This is a genomic window from Paenibacillus sp. BAC0078 (genome assembly GCF_054483875.1).
Genome location: NZ_JBTLRW010000016.1, coordinates 1 through 23,927, shown reverse-complemented (window position 1 = coordinate 23,927; position 23,927 = coordinate 1). Strand labels below are relative to the sequence as shown.

General features: G+C 52.1%; 25 protein-coding genes. 3 read left to right on the top strand and 22 right to left on the bottom strand.

From position 1 onward, the window contains the following. Positions 1 to 13 precede the first annotated feature (13 nt). From ACX1DY_RS23685 to ACX1DY_RS23660, 6 genes are all read right to left on the bottom strand, one after another. Positions 14 to 784 (bottom strand): DnaD domain protein, encoded by a 771-nt coding sequence (locus ACX1DY_RS23685; RefSeq protein ID WP_458966662.1) that lies wholly within the window; start codon positions 782 to 784, stop codon positions 14 to 16. A gap of 20 nt (positions 785 to 804) precedes the next feature. Further along, positions 805 to 2,100, bottom strand: coding sequence for an asparagine--tRNA ligase (gene asnS / locus ACX1DY_RS23680; protein ID WP_458966661.1), 1,296 nt, complete (start codon positions 2,098 to 2,100; stop codon positions 805 to 807). A 22-nt stretch (positions 2,101 to 2,122) separates the two neighbouring features. Further along, positions 2,123 to 3,331 (bottom strand): acetate/propionate family kinase, encoded by a 1,209-nt coding sequence (locus ACX1DY_RS23675; protein WP_458966660.1) that lies wholly within the window; start codon positions 3,329 to 3,331, stop codon positions 2,123 to 2,125. After that, on the bottom strand, positions 3,328 to 4,200 hold the full coding sequence (locus tag ACX1DY_RS23670; RefSeq protein ID WP_458966659.1) for a 3-hydroxyacyl-CoA dehydrogenase family protein: 873 nt from the start codon (positions 4,198 to 4,200) through the stop codon (positions 3,328 to 3,330). The genes ACX1DY_RS23675 and ACX1DY_RS23670 overlap by 4 nt, the downstream gene beginning before the upstream one ends. Positions 4,201 to 4,332: 132 nt before the next feature. Continuing rightward, a complete protein-coding gene (locus tag ACX1DY_RS23665) occupies positions 4,333 to 5,835 on the bottom strand; it encodes an AAA family ATPase (RefSeq protein WP_458966658.1) in 1,503 nt (500 codons plus the stop codon). After that, positions 5,828 to 6,370, bottom strand: coding sequence for a hypothetical protein (locus tag ACX1DY_RS23660; protein ID WP_458966657.1), 543 nt, complete (start codon positions 6,368 to 6,370; stop codon positions 5,828 to 5,830). The genes ACX1DY_RS23665 and ACX1DY_RS23660 overlap by 8 nt, the downstream gene beginning before the upstream one ends. A 298-nt stretch (positions 6,371 to 6,668) precedes the next feature. Here ACX1DY_RS23660 and ACX1DY_RS23655 point away from each other — a divergent pair, with 298 nt between their 5' ends. After that, on the top strand, positions 6,669 to 7,115 hold the full coding sequence (locus ACX1DY_RS23655) for a hypothetical protein (protein ID WP_458966656.1): 447 nt from the start codon (positions 6,669 to 6,671) through the stop codon (positions 7,113 to 7,115). Next, on the top strand, positions 7,115 to 7,249 hold the full coding sequence (locus ACX1DY_RS23650; protein WP_458966655.1) for a hypothetical protein: 135 nt from the start codon (positions 7,115 to 7,117) through the stop codon (positions 7,247 to 7,249). Before ACX1DY_RS23655 ends, ACX1DY_RS23650 begins: the two co-directional genes overlap by 1 nt. On the opposite strand, the gene ACX1DY_RS23645 is transcribed toward ACX1DY_RS23650, so the two are convergent. The 16 genes from ACX1DY_RS23645 to ACX1DY_RS23570 all read right to left on the bottom strand — a co-directional run bounded on the left by ACX1DY_RS23645 (position 7,228) and on the right by ACX1DY_RS23570 (position 22,615). Then, positions 7,228 to 7,746: a cell wall elongation regulator TseB-like domain-containing protein gene (locus ACX1DY_RS23645; RefSeq protein ID WP_458966654.1), complete on the bottom strand. Its 519-nt coding sequence runs from the start codon at positions 7,744 to 7,746 to the stop codon at positions 7,228 to 7,230. The two genes, ACX1DY_RS23650 and ACX1DY_RS23645, sit on opposite strands and share 22 nt — an antisense overlap. A gap of 42 nt (positions 7,747 to 7,788) precedes the next feature. Then, positions 7,789 to 9,090: an amidohydrolase gene (locus ACX1DY_RS23640; RefSeq protein ID WP_458966653.1), complete on the bottom strand. Its 1,302-nt coding sequence runs from the start codon at positions 9,088 to 9,090 to the stop codon at positions 7,789 to 7,791. Beyond that, the gene (locus ACX1DY_RS23635) at positions 9,077 to 9,730 is read right to left on the bottom strand and encodes a redox-sensing transcriptional repressor Rex (RefSeq protein WP_458966652.1); all 654 of its coding nucleotides are present in this window, start codon (positions 9,728 to 9,730) and stop codon (positions 9,077 to 9,079) included. The genes ACX1DY_RS23640 and ACX1DY_RS23635 overlap by 14 nt, the downstream gene beginning before the upstream one ends. Before the next feature lie 202 nt (positions 9,731 to 9,932). After that, complete coding sequence (dinG, locus tag ACX1DY_RS23630; protein ID WP_458966651.1) at positions 9,933 to 12,794, bottom strand: ATP-dependent DNA helicase DinG; 2,862 nt, start codon at positions 12,792 to 12,794, stop codon at positions 9,933 to 9,935. Between the two features lie 116 nt (positions 12,795 to 12,910). After that, complete coding sequence (locus ACX1DY_RS23625; protein WP_458966650.1) at positions 12,911 to 13,555, bottom strand: hypothetical protein; 645 nt, start codon at positions 13,553 to 13,555, stop codon at positions 12,911 to 12,913. A gap of 107 nt (positions 13,556 to 13,662) precedes the next feature. Further along, entirely contained in the window at positions 13,663 to 14,046 is a 384-nt protein-coding gene (gene panD, locus ACX1DY_RS23620) for an aspartate 1-decarboxylase (protein ID WP_458966649.1), read from the bottom strand. After that, entirely contained in the window at positions 14,039 to 14,929 is an 891-nt protein-coding gene (gene panC, locus ACX1DY_RS23615; RefSeq protein ID WP_458966648.1) for a pantoate--beta-alanine ligase, read from the bottom strand. The genes panD and panC overlap by 8 nt, the downstream gene beginning before the upstream one ends. 1 nt (position 14,930) lies before the next feature. Beyond that, positions 14,931 to 15,797 (bottom strand): 3-methyl-2-oxobutanoate hydroxymethyltransferase, encoded by an 867-nt coding sequence (gene panB, locus ACX1DY_RS23610; protein ID WP_458966647.1) that lies wholly within the window; start codon positions 15,795 to 15,797, stop codon positions 14,931 to 14,933. A 557-nt stretch (positions 15,798 to 16,354) separates the two neighbouring features. Then, a complete protein-coding gene (locus ACX1DY_RS23605) occupies positions 16,355 to 17,155 on the bottom strand; it encodes a biotin--[acetyl-CoA-carboxylase] ligase (RefSeq protein ID WP_458966646.1) in 801 nt (266 codons plus the stop codon). After that, on the bottom strand, positions 17,142 to 18,491 hold the full coding sequence (locus ACX1DY_RS23600) for a CCA tRNA nucleotidyltransferase (protein ID WP_458966645.1): 1,350 nt from the start codon (positions 18,489 to 18,491) through the stop codon (positions 17,142 to 17,144). Before ACX1DY_RS23600 ends, ACX1DY_RS23605 begins: the two co-directional genes overlap by 14 nt. A 14-nt stretch (positions 18,492 to 18,505) precedes the next feature. Further along, positions 18,506 to 19,663 (bottom strand): N-acetyl-alpha-D-glucosaminyl L-malate synthase BshA, encoded by a 1,158-nt coding sequence (gene bshA, locus ACX1DY_RS23595; RefSeq protein WP_458966644.1) that lies wholly within the window; start codon positions 19,661 to 19,663, stop codon positions 18,506 to 18,508. A gap of 67 nt (positions 19,664 to 19,730) precedes the next feature. Next, positions 19,731 to 20,432, bottom strand: coding sequence for a bacillithiol biosynthesis deacetylase BshB1 (gene bshB1, locus ACX1DY_RS23590; RefSeq protein ID WP_458966643.1), 702 nt, complete (start codon positions 20,430 to 20,432; stop codon positions 19,731 to 19,733). Then, positions 20,429 to 20,851: a methylglyoxal synthase gene (gene mgsA, locus ACX1DY_RS23585; protein ID WP_458966642.1), complete on the bottom strand. Its 423-nt coding sequence runs from the start codon at positions 20,849 to 20,851 to the stop codon at positions 20,429 to 20,431. Before mgsA ends, bshB1 begins: the two co-directional genes overlap by 4 nt. A gap of 17 nt (positions 20,852 to 20,868) precedes the next feature. Continuing rightward, positions 20,869 to 21,672, bottom strand: a complete 804-nt coding sequence (dapB, locus tag ACX1DY_RS23580) for a 4-hydroxy-tetrahydrodipicolinate reductase (protein ID WP_458966641.1) — start codon at positions 21,670 to 21,672, stop codon at positions 20,869 to 20,871. A gap of 32 nt (positions 21,673 to 21,704) precedes the next feature. Next, positions 21,705 to 22,226 carry a tetratricopeptide repeat protein gene (locus tag ACX1DY_RS23575; RefSeq protein ID WP_458966640.1) on the bottom strand — a complete coding sequence of 174 codons (522 nt, stop codon included), beginning with the start codon at positions 22,224 to 22,226 and terminating at the stop codon, positions 21,705 to 21,707. 59 nt (positions 22,227 to 22,285) lie between these two features. Beyond that, positions 22,286 to 22,615 carry a nucleotide pyrophosphohydrolase gene (locus ACX1DY_RS23570; protein WP_458966639.1) on the bottom strand — a complete coding sequence of 110 codons (330 nt, stop codon included), beginning with the start codon at positions 22,613 to 22,615 and terminating at the stop codon, positions 22,286 to 22,288. A gap of 157 nt (positions 22,616 to 22,772) precedes the next feature. Between ACX1DY_RS23570 and ACX1DY_RS23565 the strand changes: the two genes are divergently transcribed. Beyond that, on the top strand, positions 22,773 to 23,645 hold the full coding sequence (locus ACX1DY_RS23565) for a YitT family protein (protein WP_458966638.1): 873 nt from the start codon (positions 22,773 to 22,775) through the stop codon (positions 23,643 to 23,645). Positions 23,646 to 23,927 lie beyond the last annotated feature (282 nt).

The window sequence follows — 23,927 nt, the reverse complement described above, 5'->3', positions numbered from 1 at the left end:
TGCTTGAATCCTTCTATCGTCCGCCGTTGCGGAATTTTTGTGTATAGGCTTTGACGTCCTGGGCATTTTTCACCCGGTTGCGCGCCCATTCCAGTAAAATCCGGTCGATATAACGGAAATGGATCTTGCCTGCGAATACAGACTCCTTCAGGGCGAGCAGAATCAGCTCCTCGGGATACCGGTCCTGATCCACCCAGCCGGATATCGTCTCGCATTCCATCGGCGAGAGCGGACGGCCGAATTCCTTCTCAAAAATACTGAACAGGCTGCGGCTCTCCTCGGCAGCTTTGTCTGCATCGAGAGCTGACGGTCTGCCATACCCTCCATCTGAAGCGGATGCTCCTGAGTGATGGGCGGAAGTACGGGGCCCCGGCACATTACCGGCAGCGCGATTCTTACCCGCCGGGGATTCCTGGGCAGCTTCCGCCAAATAAGCGCCAAGCTTGCCATAAAGGCCCGAGAAGTTATAGCGCTCGTAGTGGATATCTCTCAGCTCGTCGTTATCTTCATCAATACTGATGAAGCCTTCCTTCATGAGCTTTTGCAGCTCTCCAGCGATAACAGCTATGCTGCGTCCTGTTACCGTCTGCAGCTCCTCCAGTGAAGGGAAATCAATTCCCTCCACCTGGCGGAAGGAGAGCAGATGGATCAGCAGCATAGCTTCGCTGCCAGTCAGGTCTAGCTGCCGATAGTATTTCAAGAGAGCGTAAGGAATGACGGCCACACCGTTCTGGAGGCCAAAAGACACACCTTCGCCCCAGGTACTCCAAACTTTGCCGTCCATGCGCGCCCTCCTCTGCTTGCTTAAGGATACAGGCGGTACAACGTACGAGGGAACGGAATGGTTTCCCGCACATGATCCAGACCGCAAATCCAGGCTACTGTGCGTTCAAGGCCAAGACCGAAGCCGGAGTGAGGCACGGAACCATACGTGCGCAGGTCCATGTACCATTTATAGGTATCCATCGAAAGATTATGTTCTTTGAACCGTTCTTCAAGCAAAGCCGGATCGTCGATACGCTGTGATCCGCCGATAATCTCTCCATAGCCTTCAGGAGCGATCATATCCGCGCAGAGCACAACCTCTGGACGTTCAGGATGCGGCTTCATGTAGAAGGCCTTGAAGGAGGCCGGATAATGCGTAATAAATACCGGTTTGTCGCTCATTTCGGCAATCGCCGTTTCATGCGGCGCTCCGAAATCATCGCCCCAGGCAATTTCATAGCCTTTTTCGTTCAGGAATTTAATCGCATCATCATAGGTGATTCTTGGGAACGGAGCTTTGATATTCTCCAGCTTGGAGACATCGCGGCCTACCGCCTCCAGCTCAGCACGGCAGTTCGTGACTACAGACTGCACTACGAAGCTGATGAATTCCTCCTGAATGCGCAAGCTTTCTTCATGTTCAACGAAGGCCATTTCCGGCTCAATCATCCAGAATTCGATCAAGTGGCGGCGGGTCTTCGATTTCTCGGCACGGAAGGTAGGGCCGAAGGAATAGACGCGGCCGAGCGCCATTGCGGCAGCTTCCATGTAGAGCTGTCCGCTCTGCGTCAGATAGGCATCCTCTTCAAAATACTTCGTATGGAACAGGTTCGTTGTGCCTTCTGCCGAGGTAGGCGTCAAAATCGGCGGATCTACCTTCGTAAAGCCGTTCTGATTGAAAAATTGCTGAATCGCGCGGATAATCTCTGCACGAATAACCAACACTGCCCGCTGCTTCGAGGAACGAAGCCAGAGGTGACGGTGATCCATCAGGAAATCAACGCCATGCTCCTTCGGAGTAATTGGATAATTCTCTGTAAGGTGCAGGACTTCTATACCCGTAACAGTCATCTCGTAGCCGGATTGACTGCGTGGCTCCTCCCGGATGATACCGGTCACGTACAGGGAGCTTTCCTGCGTAAGGCTCTTGGCATCATCCCATACCTGCTCCGGCACTTCCGATTTCACCACAACGCCCTGGATATATCCTGTACCATCGCGAAGCTGCAGGAACTGAATTTTACCGCTGGAGCGCTTGTTGTTGACCCAACAGCCGATCACAACGCTCTCTCCCACATGCTCATTCACGTTCTTGATTACACTCTTGTTAGCCATCCCAACTGATCTCTCCTCTAATTTAGCCGTTAATTCCTTGCACAATACGATACGTATCGCGTGCAATGACAAGCTCTTCGTTTGTCGGAACCACGAGCACCTGAACCTTGGAATCAACCGTAGAGATACGGCGCGGATCACCGGAGCGGACCTTATTGGCTTCAGGGTCCAGTTCAATTCCGAGGAACGTAAGGTTATTCAGCACTTTGGCACGCAGCACAGCCGCGTTCTCGCCTACACCGGCAGTAAATACGATTACGTCTACGCCGTTCATCGCTGCCGCATAAGAGCCGATATATTTCCGCAAACGGTACTCATACATGTCAAAAGCAAGCGTAGAGTTAGGCTCGCCTTTTTCTGCACCATCAATAATATCACGCATGTCACTGCTGACGCCAGAAATAGCCAAAAGTCCGCTATGTTTGTTCAGCATGGAATTCACTTCGCCAACGGACAGCTCTTCCTTGTTCATTACGTAAGGAACGATAGCCGGATCAAGGTCACCGCTGCGGGTACCCATCATCAGACCTTCAAGCGGTGTCATCCCCATCGAAGTGTCAACAGACAATCCGCCGTCAACAGCAGTTACGCTGGCGCCGTTACCGATGTGGCAGGTGATGATCTTCAGATCTTCAAGCGGACGGTTCAAATATTCGGCAGCAGCTTTGCTGACGAAATCATGCGAGGTGCCGTGTGCGCCATAGCGGCGAACCTTGTATTTGTTATACAGCACTCTTGGAATAGCATACATATAAGACTTCTCAGGCATCGTTTGGTGGAACGCAGTATCAAAAACAACGACCTGCGGCACGCCCGGCATATTCACTTCAGTTGCCGTAATTCCCATCACTGCAGCGGGATTATGGAGCGGGGCAAGGTCGAACAGCTGGCGGATTTTGCTCTTGGCATCACCGTCAACCAGTGCGGAAGCCTTAAAGAATTCGCCCCCGTGTACCACGCGGTGTCCTACGGCATTGATCTCGTCGATTGAAGAGATTACGCCGTGCTCCTTATCGGTCAGACAGGCAAGCACTTTACGGATCGCGGTATTGTGCTCCAGAATTTCACTGACTTCCGTAACTTCCTGCTTGCCGGTAGGCTTATGGTTCAGAATGGAGGAATCCATCCCGATGCGCTCAACCAGACCTTTCGCAAGCACAGACTCATCCGTCATGTTGTACAGCTGATATTTCAAAGAAGAACTTCCTGAGTTAATAACTAGAATATTCATATACGGTCACCGTCCTTGTCATACTTGAAGAAGCCTTCGCCCGATTTCATGCCCAGTTGTCCTGCACGTACCATCTTCTTAAGGATCGTAGAAGGACGGTATTTCAGTTCGCCGTATTCACGGAACATATTTTCCAGAGCGGCAAGCACCGAATCCAGACCGAAACGGTCAGCCATTTCAAGTGGTCCATTCTGGAACTGGTAGCCGATACGCATTGCGTCGTCGATATCCTCAGGGGAAGCGACACCTTCTTGCAGCAGATGCATAGCTTCGTTAATGAACAGGCAAATGAGGCGTGAAGTTACAAACCCCGGGGATTCGTAAATCAATACGCCTTTTTTCTCAACAATTTCATCAACGAAAGCTTTGGTATCTTCAAAAGTGCTGTCGGAGGTTCTCAGTCCGCGAACAATCTCAACAAGATTCACCTTTGCTACCGGATGTATGAAATGCATGCCGATGACGCGTTCCGGGTACATTGTAGAGCTGGCAAGCTCCGTCAAGCTTAGGGTTGACGTGTTGCTGGCCAGAATAATGTGGCTCGGACACACCTGATCGAGCTGATTGAATACTGTTTTCTTTGCTTCCAGATCCTCGGTAATGGTCTCAATGACCATATCGCAGGAGCTGAGTTCTGCGAAATGTGTCACTTTTTGGATACGGCTGAGGATCAGTTTCTTTTCAGCTTGGGTGATTGCCCATTTCTCAAGCTGTTTGTCGAGACTTGTCTCGATCATCTCATAAGAGTAGTCCAGTCTTTCAGTGGTTTTCTCCACCAGCATAACATCCAGGCCTTTGGCTGCCAGCATTTCAGCAATACCTTGACCCATTGTGCCACCGCCGATGACGCCGATTTTCTTAAAATTCATGTAAAAGTCTCCATCCTTTCAGGTATCTATACTTTTGTATTGTACCTTTTCTGTCGTAAAAAATAAGTAGCCCGACATATAATAATATCTTAGCATGTCTGAAAAGTAAAAAAAAATAACCGGCATAAATAATTATGCCGGTAAAAGGACGCTGTCACGAAATTGACAACGAAATTGCTCTCCGGAGAGAACTTCCTCCTTCATCAAAATGTCAAGGGAGTAGTCGAATATATTCCGTTGCTTTCCGAGCAGCTCATGGGTGCGAAGCATCAGTTCATCCAATATTTTGCTATTTTCCTTCATTAGCTCCTCTGTGGTAACCATTTGCAGATTGGCAATCCCCAGGGAGGTCAGCCCTGATTTCATCATCGTCTCAACGATATCCAGCGCCTGATCGAAATCTCCGCGTGATCCGGTGCTTCTGCCGCCGTAGAACATTTCTTCAGCAACAGCTCCGCCTAAGGCAATCATGATCTGATTTTCCAGATAGTCCTTGGTATACAGATATTGCTCAGACTGCGGATTATGCCGCACATAACCCAGCGCTTGTCCGCGCGGCGTTAGCGTAACCTGGCTGACGCTGCCCGGACGCAGCAGCTCGGCCATAATGGCATGCCCAAGCTCGTGGATGGCAACCCGTTTTTTCTCTTCGTGGTTGGTCTCACGGTCCGTCTTCTCGCCCATCATCACCTTGTCGATGGCCATCGACAGATGCCGCTGCTCCACTTCCGTAAGGTTCTCGCGCATCATGTAGATGGCGGCTTCGTTCATGACGCTTTCGAGCTGGGCGCCGGAGAAGCCGTAAGCCTCTTCAGCGATTTTGTCCAGATCCACTTCTTCATGCAGAGGCTTGTTCTGGGCATGCAGGTCGAGAATGGATTTGCGGCCCTTCTTGTCCGGCATATCGACCTGGATATGGCGGTCGAAGCGGCCCGGACGCAGCAGTGCTGAATCCAGCATTTCCTTACGGTTCGTCGCCGCTACAAGCAGAATACGCGGAGTTTCGTTGTTGTAAATCCCATCCATTTCGGTCAGGAGCTGATTGAGCGTCTGGTCGTATTCACGCTGCTGCCCGCCTTCACGCTTGCCGCCGATTACATCAATTTCATCTATGAAAATAATGGCGCTTTGTTTATTTTCTTTGAGGGCGCGGGCCCGGGCATCCTTGAACAAATCGCGGATACGTCCGGCGCCGACACCAACGTACATCTCAACGAATTCACTGCCTGATGCGGCCACAAATACGGAGTTGGTATAATGGGCTGCTGCTTTGGCCATCAGGGTCTTACCGGTCCCCGGAGGGCCTGTGAGCAGAATTCCTTTTAGAGGGCGGATGCCGAATTTGCTGATTTCCTCATGCCGGATCAGGAAGTCCAGCGCTTCACGCAGCTCCTGCTTCGCATTGTCCTGTCCGCCGATTTCTTCAAAGGTCAGCTTCGCGGGACCATTCTTCTTCCGCTTCTTGTCGCCTCCGGCGCTAACCGTCATTCCGCCGCGCAGATGGGCAATCAGCAGCAGCGCGCCGACCATGCCCGCCGCGATAATGACCGGAAAAATATTAATCCCGATAAAAGCCATAAAAATCAGCAGCACAGGAACAAATCCGGCTAAGATCTCTTTCCAGAACTTAGGCATTATTCCACACTCCCATCGTTGCCGGAATGCGTGGCAGAATAATAAACTTGCTTTCTTTGCCATCGCTCAGGCTCACATAAACGTTGTTGTCGTCGATTTCGGTTGTTGCCGTCACACCGCTGTATTTGGAATACTGGGCCTTAAGTCCATCCAGCTTGGCAGGTATCAAAGTATATTTATGGCTCTCCATCGCTTCAGCGACTGAGAACATCGCACTATCCCAATATTCATCCAGCAAGGCATTTGAGTGCTGATCCACATCAAGCTTCAGGGTCCGGCCGTTAATGGCCGCTTTGCCTTCAGTTGATACATACTGCACCAACTCACGCAATTTAGTTCCCGGCTTGAGATCAAGCTTCAAAGTAACTTCGTTGCGATTTATAGAAATACGGGAATCCTTGACTCCCTCATAGGATGACACAATCTTTTGCAGCGGCTCCTGAACAGCGAACTGACGATAGGCATACCAGCCGCCAAACAGCAGTGCAGCAGACAGCAGAGACGTTAGCAGTACAGGCATTAGACGTAGTTTCAAGTAACGTCCTCCTCTCAAGGTTTGGTAGCGTGTCAAAAGCTAATCCGAGACTGACATGCTATTAAGCTTGTCTCAATACAAGAAGTAGTATATCACAGGTGTATATACGATTTCGCAGAAAAGTGTGAATATATTTAAAATTTTCGATACTAATTTCTGGTCTTTCTCTCAGCGCTTACCCCATATTGGAATTAATTTTGTATGACACACGAAGGCATGAAGCGTACAAAAATACATTTTTGTTGCCAGAGATGTTAATCTTGGAATATATCAGAAAGGTAAAGGGGAGAACACAGTGTTGTCTATGAAATTCACTTTAGAAGAAGCCATTCAATTTTCCAAAATTGGATGTACCGAAGAATGGGTGCATCTTTTTCTGAGAACGAGCGGAAATAATATTCCTTTCTCTGATGGTTTGAAACTTCAAAAAAGGTATTGGCTTGGTCCCGTACAACTGCCAATATATGAGCTTCAAAGATGTTGCGGTCCTGAAGAAGACATGGAATATCATAATCCGTTAGCAGATTGGGAATTACGGGTTGGAATATTATCTGATTTACTTCAGAAGGGCTGGGAATACCCTCCCTTAATCGCTCAGCACCGTGAAGGAAAATTGATTGTTAGTGATGGAAACGGTAGACATGAAGCGCTCAAAAGACTTAATCACCACAAATGTTGGGTAATTCTGTGGGATAGCGACAATCAGAGTAACTTAAGCAGATGGAGTCAACTGGAGGGTAGCTAGTGAACAATAAAAAGGACAGCCCCGCCTCAATTGATATCGCTATCGTAAAAAAACGCAAAACAGCGGGCAGACAGAATACTGTCTCACCCGCTGTTCATATGTTCACGCCTCTCTATCTATTCGGCAAGCTGTAGCCATCACCGATCGCACTGCCGTCGGCAAAACGGTAAAACTTGTAATAATAACGTCCGTCCTGCTTATAAAAAAGCTGCCAGGCATATTCCCCGTTGTACACTCCCGGCAGCAGCCGCTTAATCGTACTCCCGGGAAGCTCCGAAGCTATAATCGAGCGGATCTGCTGCTCGGAGGTTCCTTTGTCCACCTCTTCAGCATACACGTCGTTGTCGCCTCCGGCCGGTTTGCCGTCCACGGTATACCGGACCCAGACCATAAGCTGCTTTCCGGCGTCATTTTTGCCCGTCAGCACCCAATACACCGAATTTTCATCCCAGACCGATTTTTGGGCCTTCGTTACCTCTGTCAAGCCGGCCCTTGCTTTGGCGATATCCCGGGCTGCGCTGCGTTCGTTCCACTGGTCCTTCATAATGTAAGCATAGAACTGGCTTAACCCGAACAGAAGGAGCAGAAACAGGAATATTCCCAGCAGAAGCCATTTTCTCCTTTTCTTCAAAGTACAGCTCCCTCTCCATATAATTGCTCATGTCGCGCTAATTTACCGCTTCAGGAGTCCTTCAAAGGTCTCCTGCGCCTTGCGGCGGATTTGCTCCTCGTCCAGCGTCAGGCACTCTCCGTTCTTCACAACCTGCTTGCCGTCTACCCAGACATGTGCCACATCCTTCGCACTAGCCGAATATACCACATGCGAGAGCAGGTCAGAATGCGGGAGGAAATGCGGCTGATCAATATCAACGGCAATGAAGTCGGCCTTCATTCCCGGGGCGAGCCGGCCCACATTGTTCAGGAAAATCGACTGTGCGCCGTATTCGGTCGCCATCAGCAGCGCTTCCGGGGCCGGAACCGCTGTCGGATCGCCACTGACGCCCTTGTGGATCAGTGCAGCCAGACGCATCTCCTCGAACATATCCAGATTGTTGTTGCTTGCTGCCCCATCGGTTCCGAGAGAGACCTTAACACCCGCACGCAGCAGCTCCGGTACCCGGGCAACCCCGCTGGCCAGCTTCAGGTTGCTGCCCGGATTATGGGATACACCGACATTGTAGCGGGCAAGGATCTCGATCTCCTCATCATTCAAATGCACACCATGAGCGACAAGGGATGGGCGTGTGAACATGCCGAGCTTCTCCAGATGCGCTACAGGACGCAGGCCGTAATCTGCGGCATTCTGCTCCACTTCGCGCCGTGTCTCCGACATATGCGTATGCATCGGCAGGTCCAGATCATGAGCCGCCTGTACGAATTTTACGAAAAAGTCCGGAGGGCAGGTGTAAGGCGCATGCGGCGAAATCATCGCCGTAATTCGTCCGTCAGCCTTGCCGTGCCAATTACGGGCAAAAGCAACCGCTTCCGCCAGCTTATGGTTCTGCACTTCTTCCGGACACAGGCCGATTACGCCGCGCATCAGTACAGCACGGATACCCGACAGCTCCGTAACCTCAGCGACCCGGTCCATATGATCATACATGTCCAGGAAGGTTGTTGTCCCGCCCTTAAGCATCTCCAGCACAGACAGGGAGGTTCCCCAGTAGACATCCTCTCCGGTGAATTTTTCTTCCATCGGCCACATCTTTTCCTGCAGCCAGCTCTGAAGAACCATATCATCCCCATAACCGCGCAGCAGCGACATTGCCGTGTGCCCATGTGTATTCACAAGACCCGGCATAAACAGCAGACGGCTGCCGTCTATAGTCTGTGTGCCAGCTTCAAGGGCTGGCTTCTCTTTCCCTATGTAAGTGATAAGATCATTTTCTATGGTCATATAACCGCTCAGCACCGGCTTATCCGTTCCCGGAACCAGAAAACGTCCGTTGATAATTACTGTCTTATTGCTGCTCATCTTCCACTTCGTCCTTTCCATCATGCAAATAATAAGCCAAGCTCTGCAAATCAGTTGTAAAGTCAGCAGCGTGAACGCGAATATTGGCCGGGGTCTTCAAAATGACCGGTGCAAAATTCAGGATCGCTTCAATGCCTGAGTCTATCAGAATGTCGGCCACGTTCTGAGCTTCGCTGTCAGGCACTGTGATGATTCCGATACGGATTCCCTGTTCACGAATCGTGCTGCCCAGCTCTTCCATCGGCTGTACGGTAAGGGAGTTGATCATCTGCCCTACCTTGGGTGCATAGGAATCAAATACAGCGGTGATTTTCATGGTGTCCTTCAAGTAAGCATTGTAATTTGATAAAGCGTGTCCAAGATTACCGGCACCCACAAGCGCCACGTTAATTTGCTGGTCCAGCTTTAGAATATGGCGGATTTTCTCAATCAAATAAGACACATCATAACCGATGCCTTTTCTGCCGAAATCACCAAAATAGGCCAAATCCTTGCGGATCTGCGCCGGATTAAGATCAAGCTTCTGCCCCAGCTCCTGAGAAGAGACGGTGGGAATTTCACGCTTCTGGAGATCGTTCAGGAATCGCAGATACACAGGGAGTCTGCGAACGACGGCCTCCGATATTTTATCTGATTTCATATTTTCTCCTCCTCAAAGTTTGTATAGCGATGCTTCCTTGGTATTCTTCGTACAAACTCACTTCGTAAGCATTCACCAAGTTTGTTAACGCTTCGTAAGTATAGGGCCGTCCTCTAGCCTCCCATACGGAGAAGGCTGCTAAAGGACGGAATGTACAAGCTAACCCGAATATTATAAAAAAACTATAGCAGGTTCAAAAACTTCAAGAAACGCCGCCGTCCGCTAGCCATTCGGCAATCCGCGGGACCATCTGGTCAGTCAGCATATGCTCCATCTTGGGTCCGGGCAGCGAATACAGGAAGTATTTTCCATAATAAGATTCAATAACTCTTGTATCATATACAATTACGATGCCGCGGTCCTGCGCAGTGCGCACCAGCCGCCCAAAGCCCTGTTTGAACCGGATCACCGCCTGAGGGACAGACAGCTTCATAAAAGGATTCTTCTTCTGCGCCTGCAGCAGCTCCGCCTTGGCCTCCGCAAGCGGATGGTTTGGCGGCTGGAAGGGCAATCTGACAATAGCCAGACAGGTCAGCGCCTCGCCCGGAATATCCACGCCTTCCCAAAAGCTGCTCGTCCCAAGCAGCACAGCAGCGGCGCTGTCCTGAAAACGCCGGATTAGCTTGCTTCGGCTGCCGCCCTCTACACCCTGCCCCAGTACACTGATATCCTCTGAGGAGAGCGCCTCCTTCAGCGGGTCATAAACCTGGCGGAGCATTTTGTAGGAGGTGAACAGCACCAGCATGCGGCCCCGGGTAGCCACCGCAGCTTCGGCCAGCGAATGCACCAGCTTATCAACAAACCGGGCATCGCCCACACTGCCTTTGACGCTGGGAAAATCGCGCGGGATGACCAGCAGCGCCTGCTCCCGGTACCTGAACGGCGAGGGAAGCAGGGCTGTCATCAGACGCCCTTCCTCTGCAGACTCGGCAAGTCCAAGATTATCAATCATGAACTGGAAAGATTTATCTACAGAGAGGGTGGCGGAGGTCAGCACAATGCTTTTCTTTTTATCGAAAAACAGCTCCTTGAGCTGGGCGCTGACATCCACCGGAACGGCATAGAGCTGGAGTGATTTGCCACGGTAATTGCTGCTGCCTTCCATCCAGTAGACATTATTCTCGTCATTCAGATTCATAAAGAACCGGACCTGCTCGCGAATAGAAGCCAAATCCTTGAACAATCCGCCGATATCCGTCACCAGACTGTCCGAAGTGGACTGGCTCTCCGTCTCACGCATCTCGCTGAGCATCTTGTCGCCTTTACGGATAATTTCGCTGAGACTGAGATTGAAGGTGTTCTCAATCTGGGCCAATTCTTCCCACGCATTTGGTTTGCTGCCCGGCAGAAGACGTGTAACGAGTTGTCCCGCTTCCCCCGCTGCGGCATCACTGCGCTCCGGCAGAAGGCCAAACAGCCTGTCGCTGAGCATATCCCAGGATTCCTTCACTGTGAGCAGCTCGGGATAGATCCTGTCGATTACACCGCTCCATTCCGCCGCCTGCTCACTGCCTGACGACTGCAGCATTTGACGCAGCACCGGGAGCTGGCCGCTCTTGCTGTCCTTATACAGACGCGTGAGCGTATGGGCAACAGTGAAATATTTCATTTGCATCCCCAAATGCTTGCCGGCGATATCCTCCAGATGATGGGCTTCATCAATAACGAGATGCTCATAGGCTGGAAGAAGCTGGTGGCCGGCCTTGACATCCGCGAACAGCTTGGAGTGATTGGTTACGACGACATCGGCAATGCCGGCTTCGTGCTTGGCCCTGTGATAATAGCATTTGCGGAACCATGGGCAGGAACGCCCGAGACATGAATCCGTGTCACTGGCCACTGTCTCCCAGAAATCACCATTGCGTCCGTTCAGGTTCAGCTCCTCATCGTCGCCAGACTCCGTTTGGGTCAGCCATACGATCATTTGGGCCGCAGTCAGCACTTCTTCCCGGGCGCTTGTGAAATCCTTTTTATTAATTTTATGTTCAAACTTACGCAGACACAAATAGTGCCCTCTACCCTTGAAGATCGCTGCCTTAAACGGGAATGGCACGACACTCGTCAAAAGAGGGATGTCGCGCTCGCGCAGCTGGTCCTGAAGGTTGATGGTATGCGTGCTGACCATAACCTTTTGGTCTGTGCGGACACTGTGATAAATGGCCGGGAGCAGATAACCAAGCGATTTGCCGGTTCCGGTTCCCGCCTCAATCAGCAGATGCTTGTCGCCCTCAAGCGCCGCCATGACTTCACCAATCATAATCTCCTGGGCTTCACGGCTTTCGTATTGGGGCAGGGTATCCTTGAGCCTCTTGGTCACCTCTTCCATATATTCCTTAAAGGTAATATTCTGCAGAGGATTCCCGGTTCCTGCCTCTCTGGGAGGCGCCAGTTCGGTCCAGTCCCCTACCGCCAGCGCAAGCTGACGATACAGGGTAAGCTCGCCTTCCGGCTGGAAGGTCTCCATTTCCCGCTCCCGCTGCAGCCCGTCAAAAAACCAGGCCAGATCACTATCCTCATCTGCGAACAGCTCATTCAGGCGCTGAATGGTCAAGAGAGGCAAGCTGTACAGCTCCTCCAGGCATCTCAGCAGCACTAACGCGGTAGCCAGCGCATCACTGTCCGCCTGGTGCGGACGCTCATGGGTAAGCCCGAAATGAGCGCTGACCGCCCCAAGCTGATACGTGCTCAAGGATGGAAAACAAATTTTGAGAAAATCAATCGTATCCAAAATCCGGCCCTGAAACGGCAAATACCCGCACCGGTCCAGCGCACTCTGGAGAAAATGAAAGTCAAACGCCACATTATGGCCCACCAGCACGACATCATCGAGCAGCGGCACAAGCTCCATCATCATCTCGTCCAGCTCCGGCGCATCCTGCACATCACTGTCCGTTATCCCGGTCAGGCCTGTAATAAAAGGAGGGATCGGCGCTCCTGGCTTGACATAGGAACCGTAAACCCTGGAGATGGACCGGTCTTCTTCTATAATGGCAAGGCCAACCTGGATGATCTCACCCACGGATTGGGTTCCTGTAGTTTCAAAATCAAGCACGGCAAATTTCATTATAAGTTCAATTCCCTTTCACTTGAGACTCCTTATCAGCATAACAGAAGTTACGAAAAAAGGCGATGCACCCCCTAGCCAAGCAGGATGCACCGCTTCATATGGATGTCTTATGATTACAAAAGCGAAACCAGCTGATTTCCGAACTCAAGCTTCCCTCCCCGCCTGCGGCAAACCTCCAAATTGACGTTTGGCTCACGGAGCAAGGGGTCATGATGCAAGGAAAGGACAAACAGCTCCTGAGCTTCATTGAAGCGCTCCTGAGAGGCCCTGATGCAGCCCATCGCGTTGTAGATCATGGCCTTCAGCTTCCGCTCACGGATCAAGGCCAGCATGTGGTCCAGATGACCCCAGGCAGCATCATAGCCGCCCTCCTGCAAATACGCCATCGCCAAATACAAACGCGCCGCCAGACTGTCAGGATACCGCGCAATGACTTCCTGAAATTGGTCAATGCATTTGCGGTACATCAGCAGCTTGTAGTACCCCTGTCCACGGACAAAGGAGTCCATCGCCAGCTCGGGAGCTTCCACTTCCGCTTGCGGCTCCTCCACAGGAGGAGCTGAGAAATCCGCACTTTCACGAAACTCACTCAGCTTCTCGGCAAAGGCTAGCCACTCATCCATCACTTCATCGGACAGCCTGTGAAGCATGTTGTATTTGCATAAAAGATCATTTCTGCGGGCACCCTCCGCAGCAGGAAAGTCTTCGGCGATTTCCTGAAGCATCTTGTTCATCTCAGCAAATAAATGTTGAAACACGGAGCATCCCACCCTTACTGAAAATGAAATCAGCTTAAGCTTGCCTGCCTTCATTTTTCGCAGGAGCGGGCCGCTTCATCCCTGCCATTGATTACATGGCTGAGCTGTTAGGCAATTGTGGCATGAACCTCATGATCAGTCAGCTTGACCGGCTTGTTGTCCGTATCCACGAAGACCACCGTCGGCTTATGGGCCGCCAGCTCCTCGGAGGACAGCATGGCATAGGAGATGATGATCACTGTGTCACCAGGCTGCACAAGACGTGCAGCAGCGCCGTTCAGACAAATCACGCCGCTTCCGCGCGGACCGGGAATCACGTACGTTTCCAGCCGGGAACCATTGTTGTTGTCAACAATCTGCACCTTTTCATTTTCCAGCAAATCGGCGGCTTCCATCAGGTCTTCGTCGATTGTAATGCTGCCCACGTAATTCAGGTTGGCTTCGGTGACAGTGGCACGGTGGATTTTGGATTTCATCATATGTCTAAACAAGGGCGTGAACCTCCTTGGGTGTAAATACATTATTATCAATCAGGCGGGTTCTGCCGAACTTCACGGCAAGCGCCATGATAATCTCTCCCTCAGCATCGCTGATCAGCGATCCGCCTTCCAGAGCTTCAAGGCCCGGAAAGGTTAAAATTTCTACATAGTCAATGACCGCAAGCGGCGAAGACGAAATAACCGAAGCCAGCATTTGCCGTGCTTCATCTGCGGTTTTGACCTTGCCTTCCTCAATTGCCTGCCGTGTTTCGCGAAGCGAGCGGGACAGCACAAGTGCCTGGCTGCGTTCCTCGCCGCTCAAATAGACATTCCGGGAGCTGAGCGCAAGCCCATCCCCTTCCCGGACGATTGGACAGGCGATGATTTCCACATTCATATTGAGATCGGACACCATCCGGCGCAGCACCGCTACCTGTTGAGCATCTTTGAGTCCAAAAAAGGCATAATCCGGCTGAACTAGATTGAACAGCTTGCTAACGACTGTAGTCACACCGTCAAAATGTCCCGGGCGTGAAGCTCCGCACAATTGGGTGGTAAGCGCACCTACCGATACTTTGGTGAGAATGGGCTGCGGATACATCTCTTCCACACTGGGAATAAACACGATGTCGGCCCCTTCACGCTCAGCCAGCTCCAGATCACGGCGCTCATCGCGCGGATAGGAGGCGAAATCCTCGTTTGGTCCAAATTGCAGCGGATTGACAAAAATGCTCATCACTACGGTGCTGCTCATTTCACCCGCCCGGCGGATCAGGCTGGCATGGCCTTCATGCAGATAACCCATCGTCGGAACAAATCCGATTGGGGTATGTCCTCCCATACGCATATATTCCAGCGCTTCGCGCAATTCCTTAGTGGTTCTGACTACTCTCATTTTATTTCGCTCCTTTTCCCGCAGCGCCGTATAAAGATTCCAGCACATGCTCTTCAGCGTTAAAAACATGGCTCTCCGCCGGGAATGAGCGGTCCTTCACTTCCCGGACATAGTTGCTGATCCCCTCACGGATTAGGCTGCCCACATCTGCGTAGGTTTTGACAAAACGTTTCTCTCTGTAAGGCGAAGCATAGCGCAACAGATCATGGAAAACCAGCACCTGTCCGTCGCAATACCGGCCTGCGCCAATCCCGATAGTCGGAATGCTGACAGCCTTGGAAATCGCCTCTGCCACCTCTTCGGTAACCAGCTCCAGCACAATCCCGAACGCCCCGGCCGCTTCAAGCGCCTTGGCTTCGTCCATCAGCCGCTGTGCATCTTTGGCATCCTTGCCTTGAATTCGGTAGCCGCCGATCATATTGACCGACTGCGGGGTAAGGCCGATATGGCCCAGCACAGGCACGCCGGCTGCGACAACGGCTGCTACCGAGGCGCAAATTTCCTGACCGCCCTCCATTTTAACGGCATGAGCCTGTCCTTCCTGCATCAGTCTGCGCACTCCGCGCAAAGTCTCGTCAATGCTGCCATGATAGGTCATAAAAGGCATATCCGTTACGATAAAAGTATTCGGCGCTCCGCGCTTCACGGAACGGGTATGGTATACCATGTCCTCCAGCGTCACAGGCAAAGTAGTATCATAGCCAAGCACTACATTCCCAAGTGAGTCACCGACCAGAATGATGTCAATACCCGCCTCTTCAGCCAGCAGGGCCGAAGGATAATCATAAGCGGTCAGCATGCTTAGCGGCACACCATCTGCTTTCATCTTTTTCATTTTCACAATGTTCAGCGCATTCTTGTCAGCCATTTGCTCCCATTCCCCTTTTCGCGATTAATACGCGCGTAAACGCGCAACAAAAAAACCTTTTAGCATGGTCCGCTAAAAAGGTCCGAAGGGCAAAAAAGAGTCACTCGCGATCGTCCCTTCTGTCTCGGTCCTTACGGCTCAGAGCAGAATCCAACGTAACCGTGAAATACAGTTATGAAGGTAATTCCAAAACAAATTCCCAAGAAAACTGTGTGTTCATGAGTACAGTTCAACCATGCGATACCGTCTCTGCCCCTAGTATAACAAAATCTTTATGCAATTACACTAAAAAAAGTTGACAAGGAATGGAACCCTTGTCAACTCGTACGCGTTCAACGCTCAGGACTTCCCAATCGCTTAAATTCGGCAAAATGAAGTGGAAAAAGGAAACCTAATTTGCAAGTTTTATTGATTTTTTGGTGATTAGGTGGAAAAAGGGAACCTAATCAGCTTCATTTCCACCCATTTAGTGATTTTAGAAGGAAATAAGTGGAGTTTTTCCATTAACCATCTATGGGAAAGGCCCTTCAACAAAAAGGAAGTGGAGAAATTCCACACTAGATCATTTCGATTTCACCTGACAGCACACTGGTGATGTCCCCTGTGCCATCCTCAAGCAGCAGTCCGCCATTGTCATCCATGCCCACCGCCTTGGCCTCGCTGCGCCCCTGAGGGGTATTGTAGCTGACCTGGCGGCCAAGGGTAACCGACATCGACTCCCAGAGCTTCCGGATCGGCTTAAACCCTTGCTCTATGTAAAGATTGTACAAAAACTCCAGCTCAGTCAGCACCGTAGCTGTAAGCTCAGAACGGTCAACAGGAATTCCGCCGCCTTCGATCAGCAGTGAAGTGCCAACTCCCTGCAAAGCTTCAGGATAATCCTCTTCCGTTAAGTTAACCGCTATTCCGATTCCGGCGATACAGTAATGAAGTCCGCCTTCCCGAAGCGAGGACTCCAGCAGGATGCCGCAAATTTTACGCCCGCCGGCCAGCAGATCATTGGGCCACTTAATCCCTGCCTGAACACCTGTCACCTGGCGGATGGCCGTGCAAACGGCAACGCCGACCAGCAGCGTAAGCTGCGGAGTCAGGGACAGCGGAAGCTCGGGACGCAGCACCACGCTCATCCAGATGCCCTTGCCGCGCGGCGAATGCCATTTCCGGCCCATCCGCCCCCGGCCTCCGGTTTGCTCTTCAGCCAGGACAGCTGTACCCTCAGGGGCGCCGTTTTCGGCAAGCTTTTTAGCTTCCTCCTGCGTGGACACTACCGTCTCCAGATGATGTACGCTCTCCAGCCAGCCAGAAGTAAAAGTATCCCGGTTCAGCACGCCCTGCGGACGCGTTTCATCGCTCTTCATGTAGAATCATCCTTTTTGCTTCCTGAAGCAATAATTGATTGTCGTTAGGGATATCCCCCGTGGCTGCGGCATACAGCAGCCGTTGCAGCAGTTCACCGAGCCAAGGCCCCGGGCGTTGCCCCAGGGCCTTCGCCAGCTCGCCGCCCGTCACCGCCAGCTCCGCCAGGCTGTGGAGCGGCATCCCTGCGGTCCAGGACCGCAGGAGGGCGATTGGCGGCGCGGCGGCATGGGCCGGCGCGTTTGGCCGCTGCGCGGCAGATGCGCCGCGCTCCGGCGCGAGGGCCGCTGCGGCGGCCTGCGGCAGCGCCGCAAGCACCGTCAGCCACCCTTCGGCGGCTGACGTGCCGCAGGCGAGCACGGCGGCGATCCAGCGCCGCCGCAGCGCCTCAGTGCCGCCTTCTCCCGGCGGCACCTCCACAAGCGCCGCGTCCCACGCTTCGCGGACGCGCAGCACCCCGGCGACGGCGCTGCGCGTCGCCCCCGGGAACGTCCATGCCCGCAGCAGCTCGTCGGCCTCCGAGGCCGACCGCTTCAGGGCATGGAGCAGGAGCGCCCACCGCAGGTGGGCGTCCTGCAGTTCCCCGATCCCGGCCGTCAGGGCGGCTGCTGCCGCCATGTCGCTGCCGGTCCAGGGGAACGGCGCTTTGCCGCGCGGCAGCAGCCCGCTGCGCGCAAGCAGTCCGAGGCCGCGCAGTGGATGCGGGCCGAGGACGATGCGTTCGAGCTCTGCGCGAACACGTTCTACAGCAATATGCGCCAGCTTGTCCCGCTGGCGCATAAGTCCCCGCCAAGTATTCTTGGCGATGGCGAAGTCCAGTACAGAAGCGAAGCGGACACAGCGCAGCATCCGCAGCGCATCTTCGTTAAAGCGCTCCTCCGCATCGCCAACACAGCGGATCAGCTTCTGACTTAGATCCTTTTCCCCGCCGAACGGATCAACCAGAACCCCATCCAGCGCGGAGCACATCGCATTGATCGTGAAATCGCGGCGGCGCAGATCCTCTTTTACATCCTTTACAAAATCAACATGCTCCGGACGGCGGTGGTCTGCATAACCGCTCTCCGTCCGGTACGTCGTCACTTCAAAGCTCCAGTTGTCCTGAAGCACTGTAATAGTGCCATGTGCAAGACCCGTCGGTACACAACGCGGGAAGATTGACAATACCTCTTCAGGAAGCGCCGAGGTCGTCAGATCCATGTCATGCACCGGCCGGCTCAGCAGCTCATCCCGGATGCAACCGCCGACAAAAAAGGCTTCATGTCCGTGTTCAAGAAGGCCTGCAAGCACTTTACCTGCCGCTTCAGCCATCCCGGCAGGCGCCATTGTCCAATCCATCAAGCGAGCACTCCTTACTTCTGGATCATATCCAGTCCGCGCACCTTGCGCCCAAGCACACGGTAATAAATATCCTCATATTGATTCGTAATCATATCCCTGCTGAAATCATTGCAGGACCGCTCCAGACATGCTGCTCTGAACTGCTCCACCATGTGATCATCGGACAGCAGCTTAACGGCGTACTTCGCCATTGCAGCCGTATCGCCTATCGGAGCCAGAAACCCGGTCTTGCCATGCTGAACCAGCTCCGGAATGCCTCCGGCCTGCGAGCCGATTGTCGGCACACCACACGCCATCGCTTCAAGTGCTACCAAGCCAAAGCTCTCCTTCTCCGAAGGAAGCAGCAGCAGGTCAGCCAGAGAGATCACCTGTGCGATTTCATCCTGCTTGCCGAGAAAACGGACCTTGTCCTCAAGGCCCATTTCACAAATCTTGGCCTGAATCTTCGGCAGATCCGGCCCTTCACCGACGAGCAACAGCCTTGACGGCAGCTCCTTGTTCACCAGGGCAAAAGTATCCACCACATCTGCTACCCGTTTGACCGGCCGGAAATTGCTGATATGCATCAGAATTTTTTCGTCAGGTGAAGCAAAATCCCCCCGCAGCTCCGTCACATCACGCGGATAGTACACTCGCTTGTCGACAAAATTATAGGTCAGGTCGATGTCACGGGTAATATCGAGTACTTGGCGAGTCTCCTTGATCAGATCCCGCGAGACTGCTGTCACTGCATCGCTCTCATTAATGCCAAGCCGGATCAGATCCTTGAGCGATTCATCCTGGCCCAGCACCGTAATATCGGTTCCATGCAGTGTCGTAACCACCTTCATATCATTTCCAAGCATCTGCTTGGCGAGAAAGGCGCAGACCGCATGCGGAACCGCATAATGGACATGAAGCAGGTCGAGGCCTTCCATTTTAGCGACTTGAGCCATTTTGGTGGCCAGCGCCAGATCATAAGGAGGGTAACGGAAGACATAATAATCGTTAACCTCGACCTCATGATAAAATATATTCTTCTGAAACGTTCCGAGCCGGAATGGGATACTGTGTGTAATAAAATGGACCTCGTGGCCCTTCTCAGCCAGAAGCTTACCCAGTTCAGTCGCCACAACGCCCGATCCGCCAAGAGACGGATAACAGGTGATGCCAATTTTTAGCCGGTCCATCGTTCCGTCCCCTTCGTATAACATATGATTATTACTTCATGTAATAATATGAATTTATTATAGCCGTTCATTCCGATTTTACAAACAAATCCACCGGATACGGAATCTTGCTGGCGAACCCCTCGGCATAAGGTATGAGTCTCCGCTGACCCAGCAGCATATCCCTTGAGCGGACGCGCTCAATGTAGCCTTCATTTAACGGAGTGGAAACTACATCCTCCCCCGGAGCTTTCTCAAATTGGGAACGGTAGCAGGACAGCGCCTGCTCCTTGAGGCCGTATTGCTCGGTTACATCCACAATAAGATCGGTACGCCCCAGATCATTAATGAAATAGAAATACAGCTGCGGCGCAGGCACAGCAGGCTTGTCCGGCATATACTTGCGCAGCTTGGCATTAAAGACCGCCTCTTCCACCAGCTTGCTGCAGGCGATATGATCCGGGTGCCGGTCTTCCCAATAAGGAGCAAAAACAATATCCGGAGCAAACCGGCGGATTTCCAAAGTCACCGCAGCCAGATGCTCTTCTGTCATGTACAGGCCACGGTCGGGAAGCCCCAGGTTGGTGCGTATGGAAGCGCCTAGCAGCTCAGCCGCCTGCTGCGCTTCGATTTTGCGGCGCTCTACCGTTCCGTTCGATGACATCTCCGCAGCTGTCAAATCACATAAGCCTACCTTCAATCCTGCGGCGGTATGCTTGGCGATGGTTCCCGCCATGCCGATTTCAGCATCGTCAGCGTGAGCGCCGAATACCAGAATGTCCAGCTTCATTCATCCACACCCGGCTTGTACTTATGTACCAGCTCACGCCAGGCGAAATCGCCCCGGTCAATCGCTTTAACCAGAATTTCCGCTGTGGCGATATTCGTCGCTACGGGAATACCGTATACATCGCATAGGCGAAGGAGTGCTGTAATATCCGGCTCATGCGGCTGCGCCATCAGCGGATCGCGCAGGAAAATAATCAAATCCAGCTCGTCTGTCGCCACCAAAGAGCCGATCTGCTGGTCCCCGCCCAGCGGACCCGACATATAGCGGTGAATGGACAGCTTGGTTGCTTCCATAATACGCTGACCGGTAGTTCCGGTGGAATATAATTCATGCCCGACAAATACATGCTCATATGCCGTTACGAAATTAACCATTTCATCTTTTTTACGGTCATGCGCGATAAATGCGATCTTTAACATGATGTACTCTCTCCCGTCTATTCTATAAAATGCTCGAAGCCATAGATCAATCCGGTGTAGCCCATTACCTTCTCGACACCTAGTTTGACCCCAGGCATGTAACCTGCCCGTTCATAAGAATCATGGCGTATTTTGAGCGACTGCCCATAACCGCCGAAAACCACTTCCTCTTGCGCAAAAACTCCGGGAAGACGGACGCTGTGAATACGGAACCCGTTATAGTAGGCTCCACGCGCACCCTCAATCACCTCTTCTTCCTTAGGATTGCCCTGACGCAGCTCCTGCCGGGCTTCGGAAATCATCTCGGCTGTTTTGATCGCAGTCCCCGATGGGGCATCCAGCTTCTGGTCTCCATGATACTCTATAATTTCCAGATGAGGGAAGTACTTCGCCGCCTGCGCTGCGAATTTCATCATCAGAATAGCACCAATGGAGAAGTTGGGGGCAATAAGTCCTCCAATCCCCTTTTCCTGGCATTGCTTGTCCAGCTCGGCGATCTGCTCGGGAGTGAATCCGGTAGTGCCGATAACCGGGCGCACCCCATATTTTATCGCCAGTGCAGTATTGGTATAGGCCGACTGCGGAGTTGTAAAATCAACAAGCACCTCTCCACCGCTTTCTGCCAGGGCAGCTTCCAAATCTGCGGTAACTTCGACTCCGCTCTCCTCAAGCCCCACCAAACGGCCGGCATCACTGCCGCTATTCGAACGGTCAATCGCTGCCGCCAGCTCCAGCGCATCATCCTGCAGCACCAGCTTAACAACCTCTTTGCCCATCCTGCCTCCTGCACCGGACACAATAACTCTGATCTTGTCGCTCACCCTTATTCCTCCTCGCTTTCACTGGTTCAAAATTATTGGATATATTTCTGCAACGATTTCTGAAGGTCCTTCATGAGCTGCTGCAGTCCGGAATCATCCGGGTGCAAAGCTATAACTTCTTTTAATGCGGCAATCGCCTGCACATGCTCATTCATCCTGCTGTGGGCAATTGCAAGCCATACATAAGCGTCCCCGTACAAAGGATCGAGTGCTATCGCTTCTTTAAGCAGCGTAACCGGATGATAGGGGTTGCTTGCTCCCGTAATTTCATCCTCCAGATGACGTTTAGCCTCTCTCACAAGCTGCAGCGCTTGCAAGTGATGAAGATGCAGCCGATACTCCGGCTTTTCTCCATCGAGCTTCAGCGCAGCCCCCGCATGCTCCATGGCTCTCTCCAGCATGCCGCTGCGGGCATACGTTATAGAGCAGCGGTATCTCACTTCGGCATCGTCCGGATTGGCCGCAATCGCAGCTTCGAACAATGTGATCGCCTCTTCGAAATCGCTTTGTAAAATAGAGCGGTATGCCGCTTTGACGTAATCGTTATGCTTCATATACTCACCATCCTCACGGCTAAATCCCGGTCGTTTGGTACAGCATATGTTGTAGAAGCCTATTCGGTGTTTTTCAGTGTCCAGCGCCCGGCATCACGCGTGTTGAACTTATGCATCACCTTATTGTGCGCTTCGGTCAGATCAATTCCCAGCGAATTAGCAAAACAAATCGTGATGAACAGAATATCTCCCAGCTCCAGCTCAATGGAGTTATCCTCTTCATCAGCTTTTTTCGGTTTCTCACCAAATTGATGATTGACTTCCCGGGCAAGCTCGCCTACCTCCTCTGACATCCGGGCCAGCATGGACAGCGGGCTGAAGTAACCTTCTTTGAACTGTGAGATATAGGCATCGACCTCATGCTGCAAATCAGCAAGACTTTTATCCATAAATTTCTTTCTTCGCCCCCTGTATGTTCTTGCCTTCTGTTTGCCCCTATGTTATCGTAAAGACGTTTTGAAGACAAATCTTTTTTAAATATACATAACAAAGATATACTTAAATTATTACATTCTGCCCCATTTCCAGGGCTATGCGAGGGATTACATGAATTCATCATCCAAAATTGTCTCTATAGGTAAAACGGTAGCGCCCATTCTGCTGGGAGCTGCAGTATACGCTTTCGGGCTGCTGTACTTTATTGTACCCAACCAGCTTATGGAGGGCGGCGTAACCGGGATTACGATCCTGCTTAACTATGCCTTTGGCATCCCGATCTTCTTAACCACACTTCTGCTCAACCTGCCGCTGTTCCTGCTGGGCTGGAAGGTGCTGGGTGCGCGGCAAATTGCATACACCGGTGTAGGAATCGGCGCGTTGTCCTTTTTTCTCTGGCTGTTCGAAAGAATGATCAACGCCGGGTGGATTGTGACGTTCAGCACAGAACGTGACTTTATCCTTGCTTCATTATATGCAGGGGTTACGCTGGGCCTGGGTCTGGGTATTGTCTTCCGCTTCGGAGGCACTACAGGCGGCGTAGATATCGTAGCAAGAATTCTCAGCCGCAAATTCGGGTGGAGCATGGGACAGATTATACTTGCTGTCGACGTTATCATTATCGGCACTTCCCTGCTGTATATTCCCCGTGAAAAAATACTGTACACACTCGTTGCGGTCTTTATCTCTTCAAGAGTCATTGATTTCATTCAGGAAGGTGCGTATGCCGCCAAAGCCTTCACGATCATCAGTGATCATGCTCCAAAAATCGCCGATCTCATCACAGCGGAAATGGACCGCGGGGTAACCCTGATTCCTGCCATCGGCGCGTATTCCAAACAGGCGAAGCATATGGTATATTGCGTGGTTTCCAGGCAGGAGATCCGCCGGCTCAGCCAGCTTGTCAAATCAGTCGATCCCACGGCGTTCGTCATTATCAGCGATGTTCACGATGTGCATGGCGAAGGATTCCGGCAGACCTGATCAGCACTAAAAAGACAGCCTCACCCGCTTGCAGAACCTCTGCAGTGAGTGAGGCTGTCTTCTTTTTTGCGAGGCCGAATAATGGCATTTTTGCCGTTATTCCCAGCTTTAGGCCGGGCTGCGGCTGATTTAACAGCATTTTTACCGTTATTTTCACCCCCAGGATGGCGTAAAGTAAGTTGTGTACCAAGATTTGGAGCCTAGCCAGGCAACAAAAAAGTAGGGTATCCTCGGGATTGCGAAACCACCAAGGAGGAACCCTACTCGATGACTATTGTACCC

Coding starts and splice junctions, on each gene's coding strand:
- ACX1DY_RS23685 (WP_458966662.1), bottom strand. CDS start 784: ATGGACGGCAAAGTTTGGAGTACCTGGGGCGAAGGTGTGTCTTTTGGC.
- asnS (WP_458966661.1), bottom strand. CDS start 2,100: ATGGCTAACAAGAGTGTAATCAAGAACGTGAATGAGCATGTGGGAGAG.
- ACX1DY_RS23675 (WP_458966660.1), bottom strand. CDS start 3,331: ATGAATATTCTAGTTATTAACTCAGGAAGTTCTTCTTTGAAATATCAG.
- ACX1DY_RS23670 (WP_458966659.1), bottom strand. CDS start 4,200: ATGAATTTTAAGAAAATCGGCGTCATCGGCGGTGGCACAATGGGTCAA.
- ACX1DY_RS23665 (WP_458966658.1), bottom strand. CDS start 5,835: ATGCCTAAGTTCTGGAAAGAGATCTTAGCCGGATTTGTTCCTGTGCTG.
- ACX1DY_RS23640 (WP_458966653.1), bottom strand. CDS start 9,090: ATGAGCAGCAATAAGACAGTAATTATCAACGGACGTTTTCTGGTTCCG.
- ACX1DY_RS23635 (WP_458966652.1), bottom strand. CDS start 9,730: ATGAAATCAGATAAAATATCGGAGGCCGTCGTTCGCAGACTCCCTGTG.
- dinG (WP_458966651.1), bottom strand. CDS start 12,794: ATGAAATTTGCCGTGCTTGATTTTGAAACTACAGGAACCCAATCCGTG.
- panC (WP_458966648.1), bottom strand. CDS start 14,929: ATGAGAGTAGTCAGAACCACTAAGGAATTGCGCGAAGCGCTGGAATAT.
- panB (WP_458966647.1), bottom strand. CDS start 15,797: ATGGCTGACAAGAATGCGCTGAACATTGTGAAAATGAAAAAGATGAAA.
- ACX1DY_RS23605 (WP_458966646.1), bottom strand. CDS start 17,155: ATGAAGAGCGATGAAACGCGTCCGCAGGGCGTGCTGAACCGGGATACT.
- ACX1DY_RS23600 (WP_458966645.1), bottom strand. CDS start 18,491: ATGGATTGGACAATGGCGCCTGCCGGGATGGCTGAAGCGGCAGGTAAA.
- bshA (WP_458966644.1), bottom strand. CDS start 19,663: ATGGACCGGCTAAAAATTGGCATCACCTGTTATCCGTCTCTTGGCGGA.
- bshB1 (WP_458966643.1), bottom strand. CDS start 20,432: ATGAAGCTGGACATTCTGGTATTCGGCGCTCACGCTGACGATGCTGAA.
- mgsA (WP_458966642.1), bottom strand. CDS start 20,851: ATGTTAAAGATCGCATTTATCGCGCATGACCGTAAAAAAGATGAAATG.
- ACX1DY_RS23575 (WP_458966640.1), bottom strand. CDS start 22,226: ATGAAGCATAACGATTACGTCAAAGCGGCATACCGCTCTATTTTACAA.
- ACX1DY_RS23570 (WP_458966639.1), bottom strand. CDS start 22,615: ATGGATAAAAGTCTTGCTGATTTGCAGCATGAGGTCGATGCCTATATC.
- ACX1DY_RS23565 (WP_458966638.1), top strand. CDS start 22,773: ATGAATTCATCATCCAAAATTGTCTCTATAGGTAAAACGGTAGCGCCC.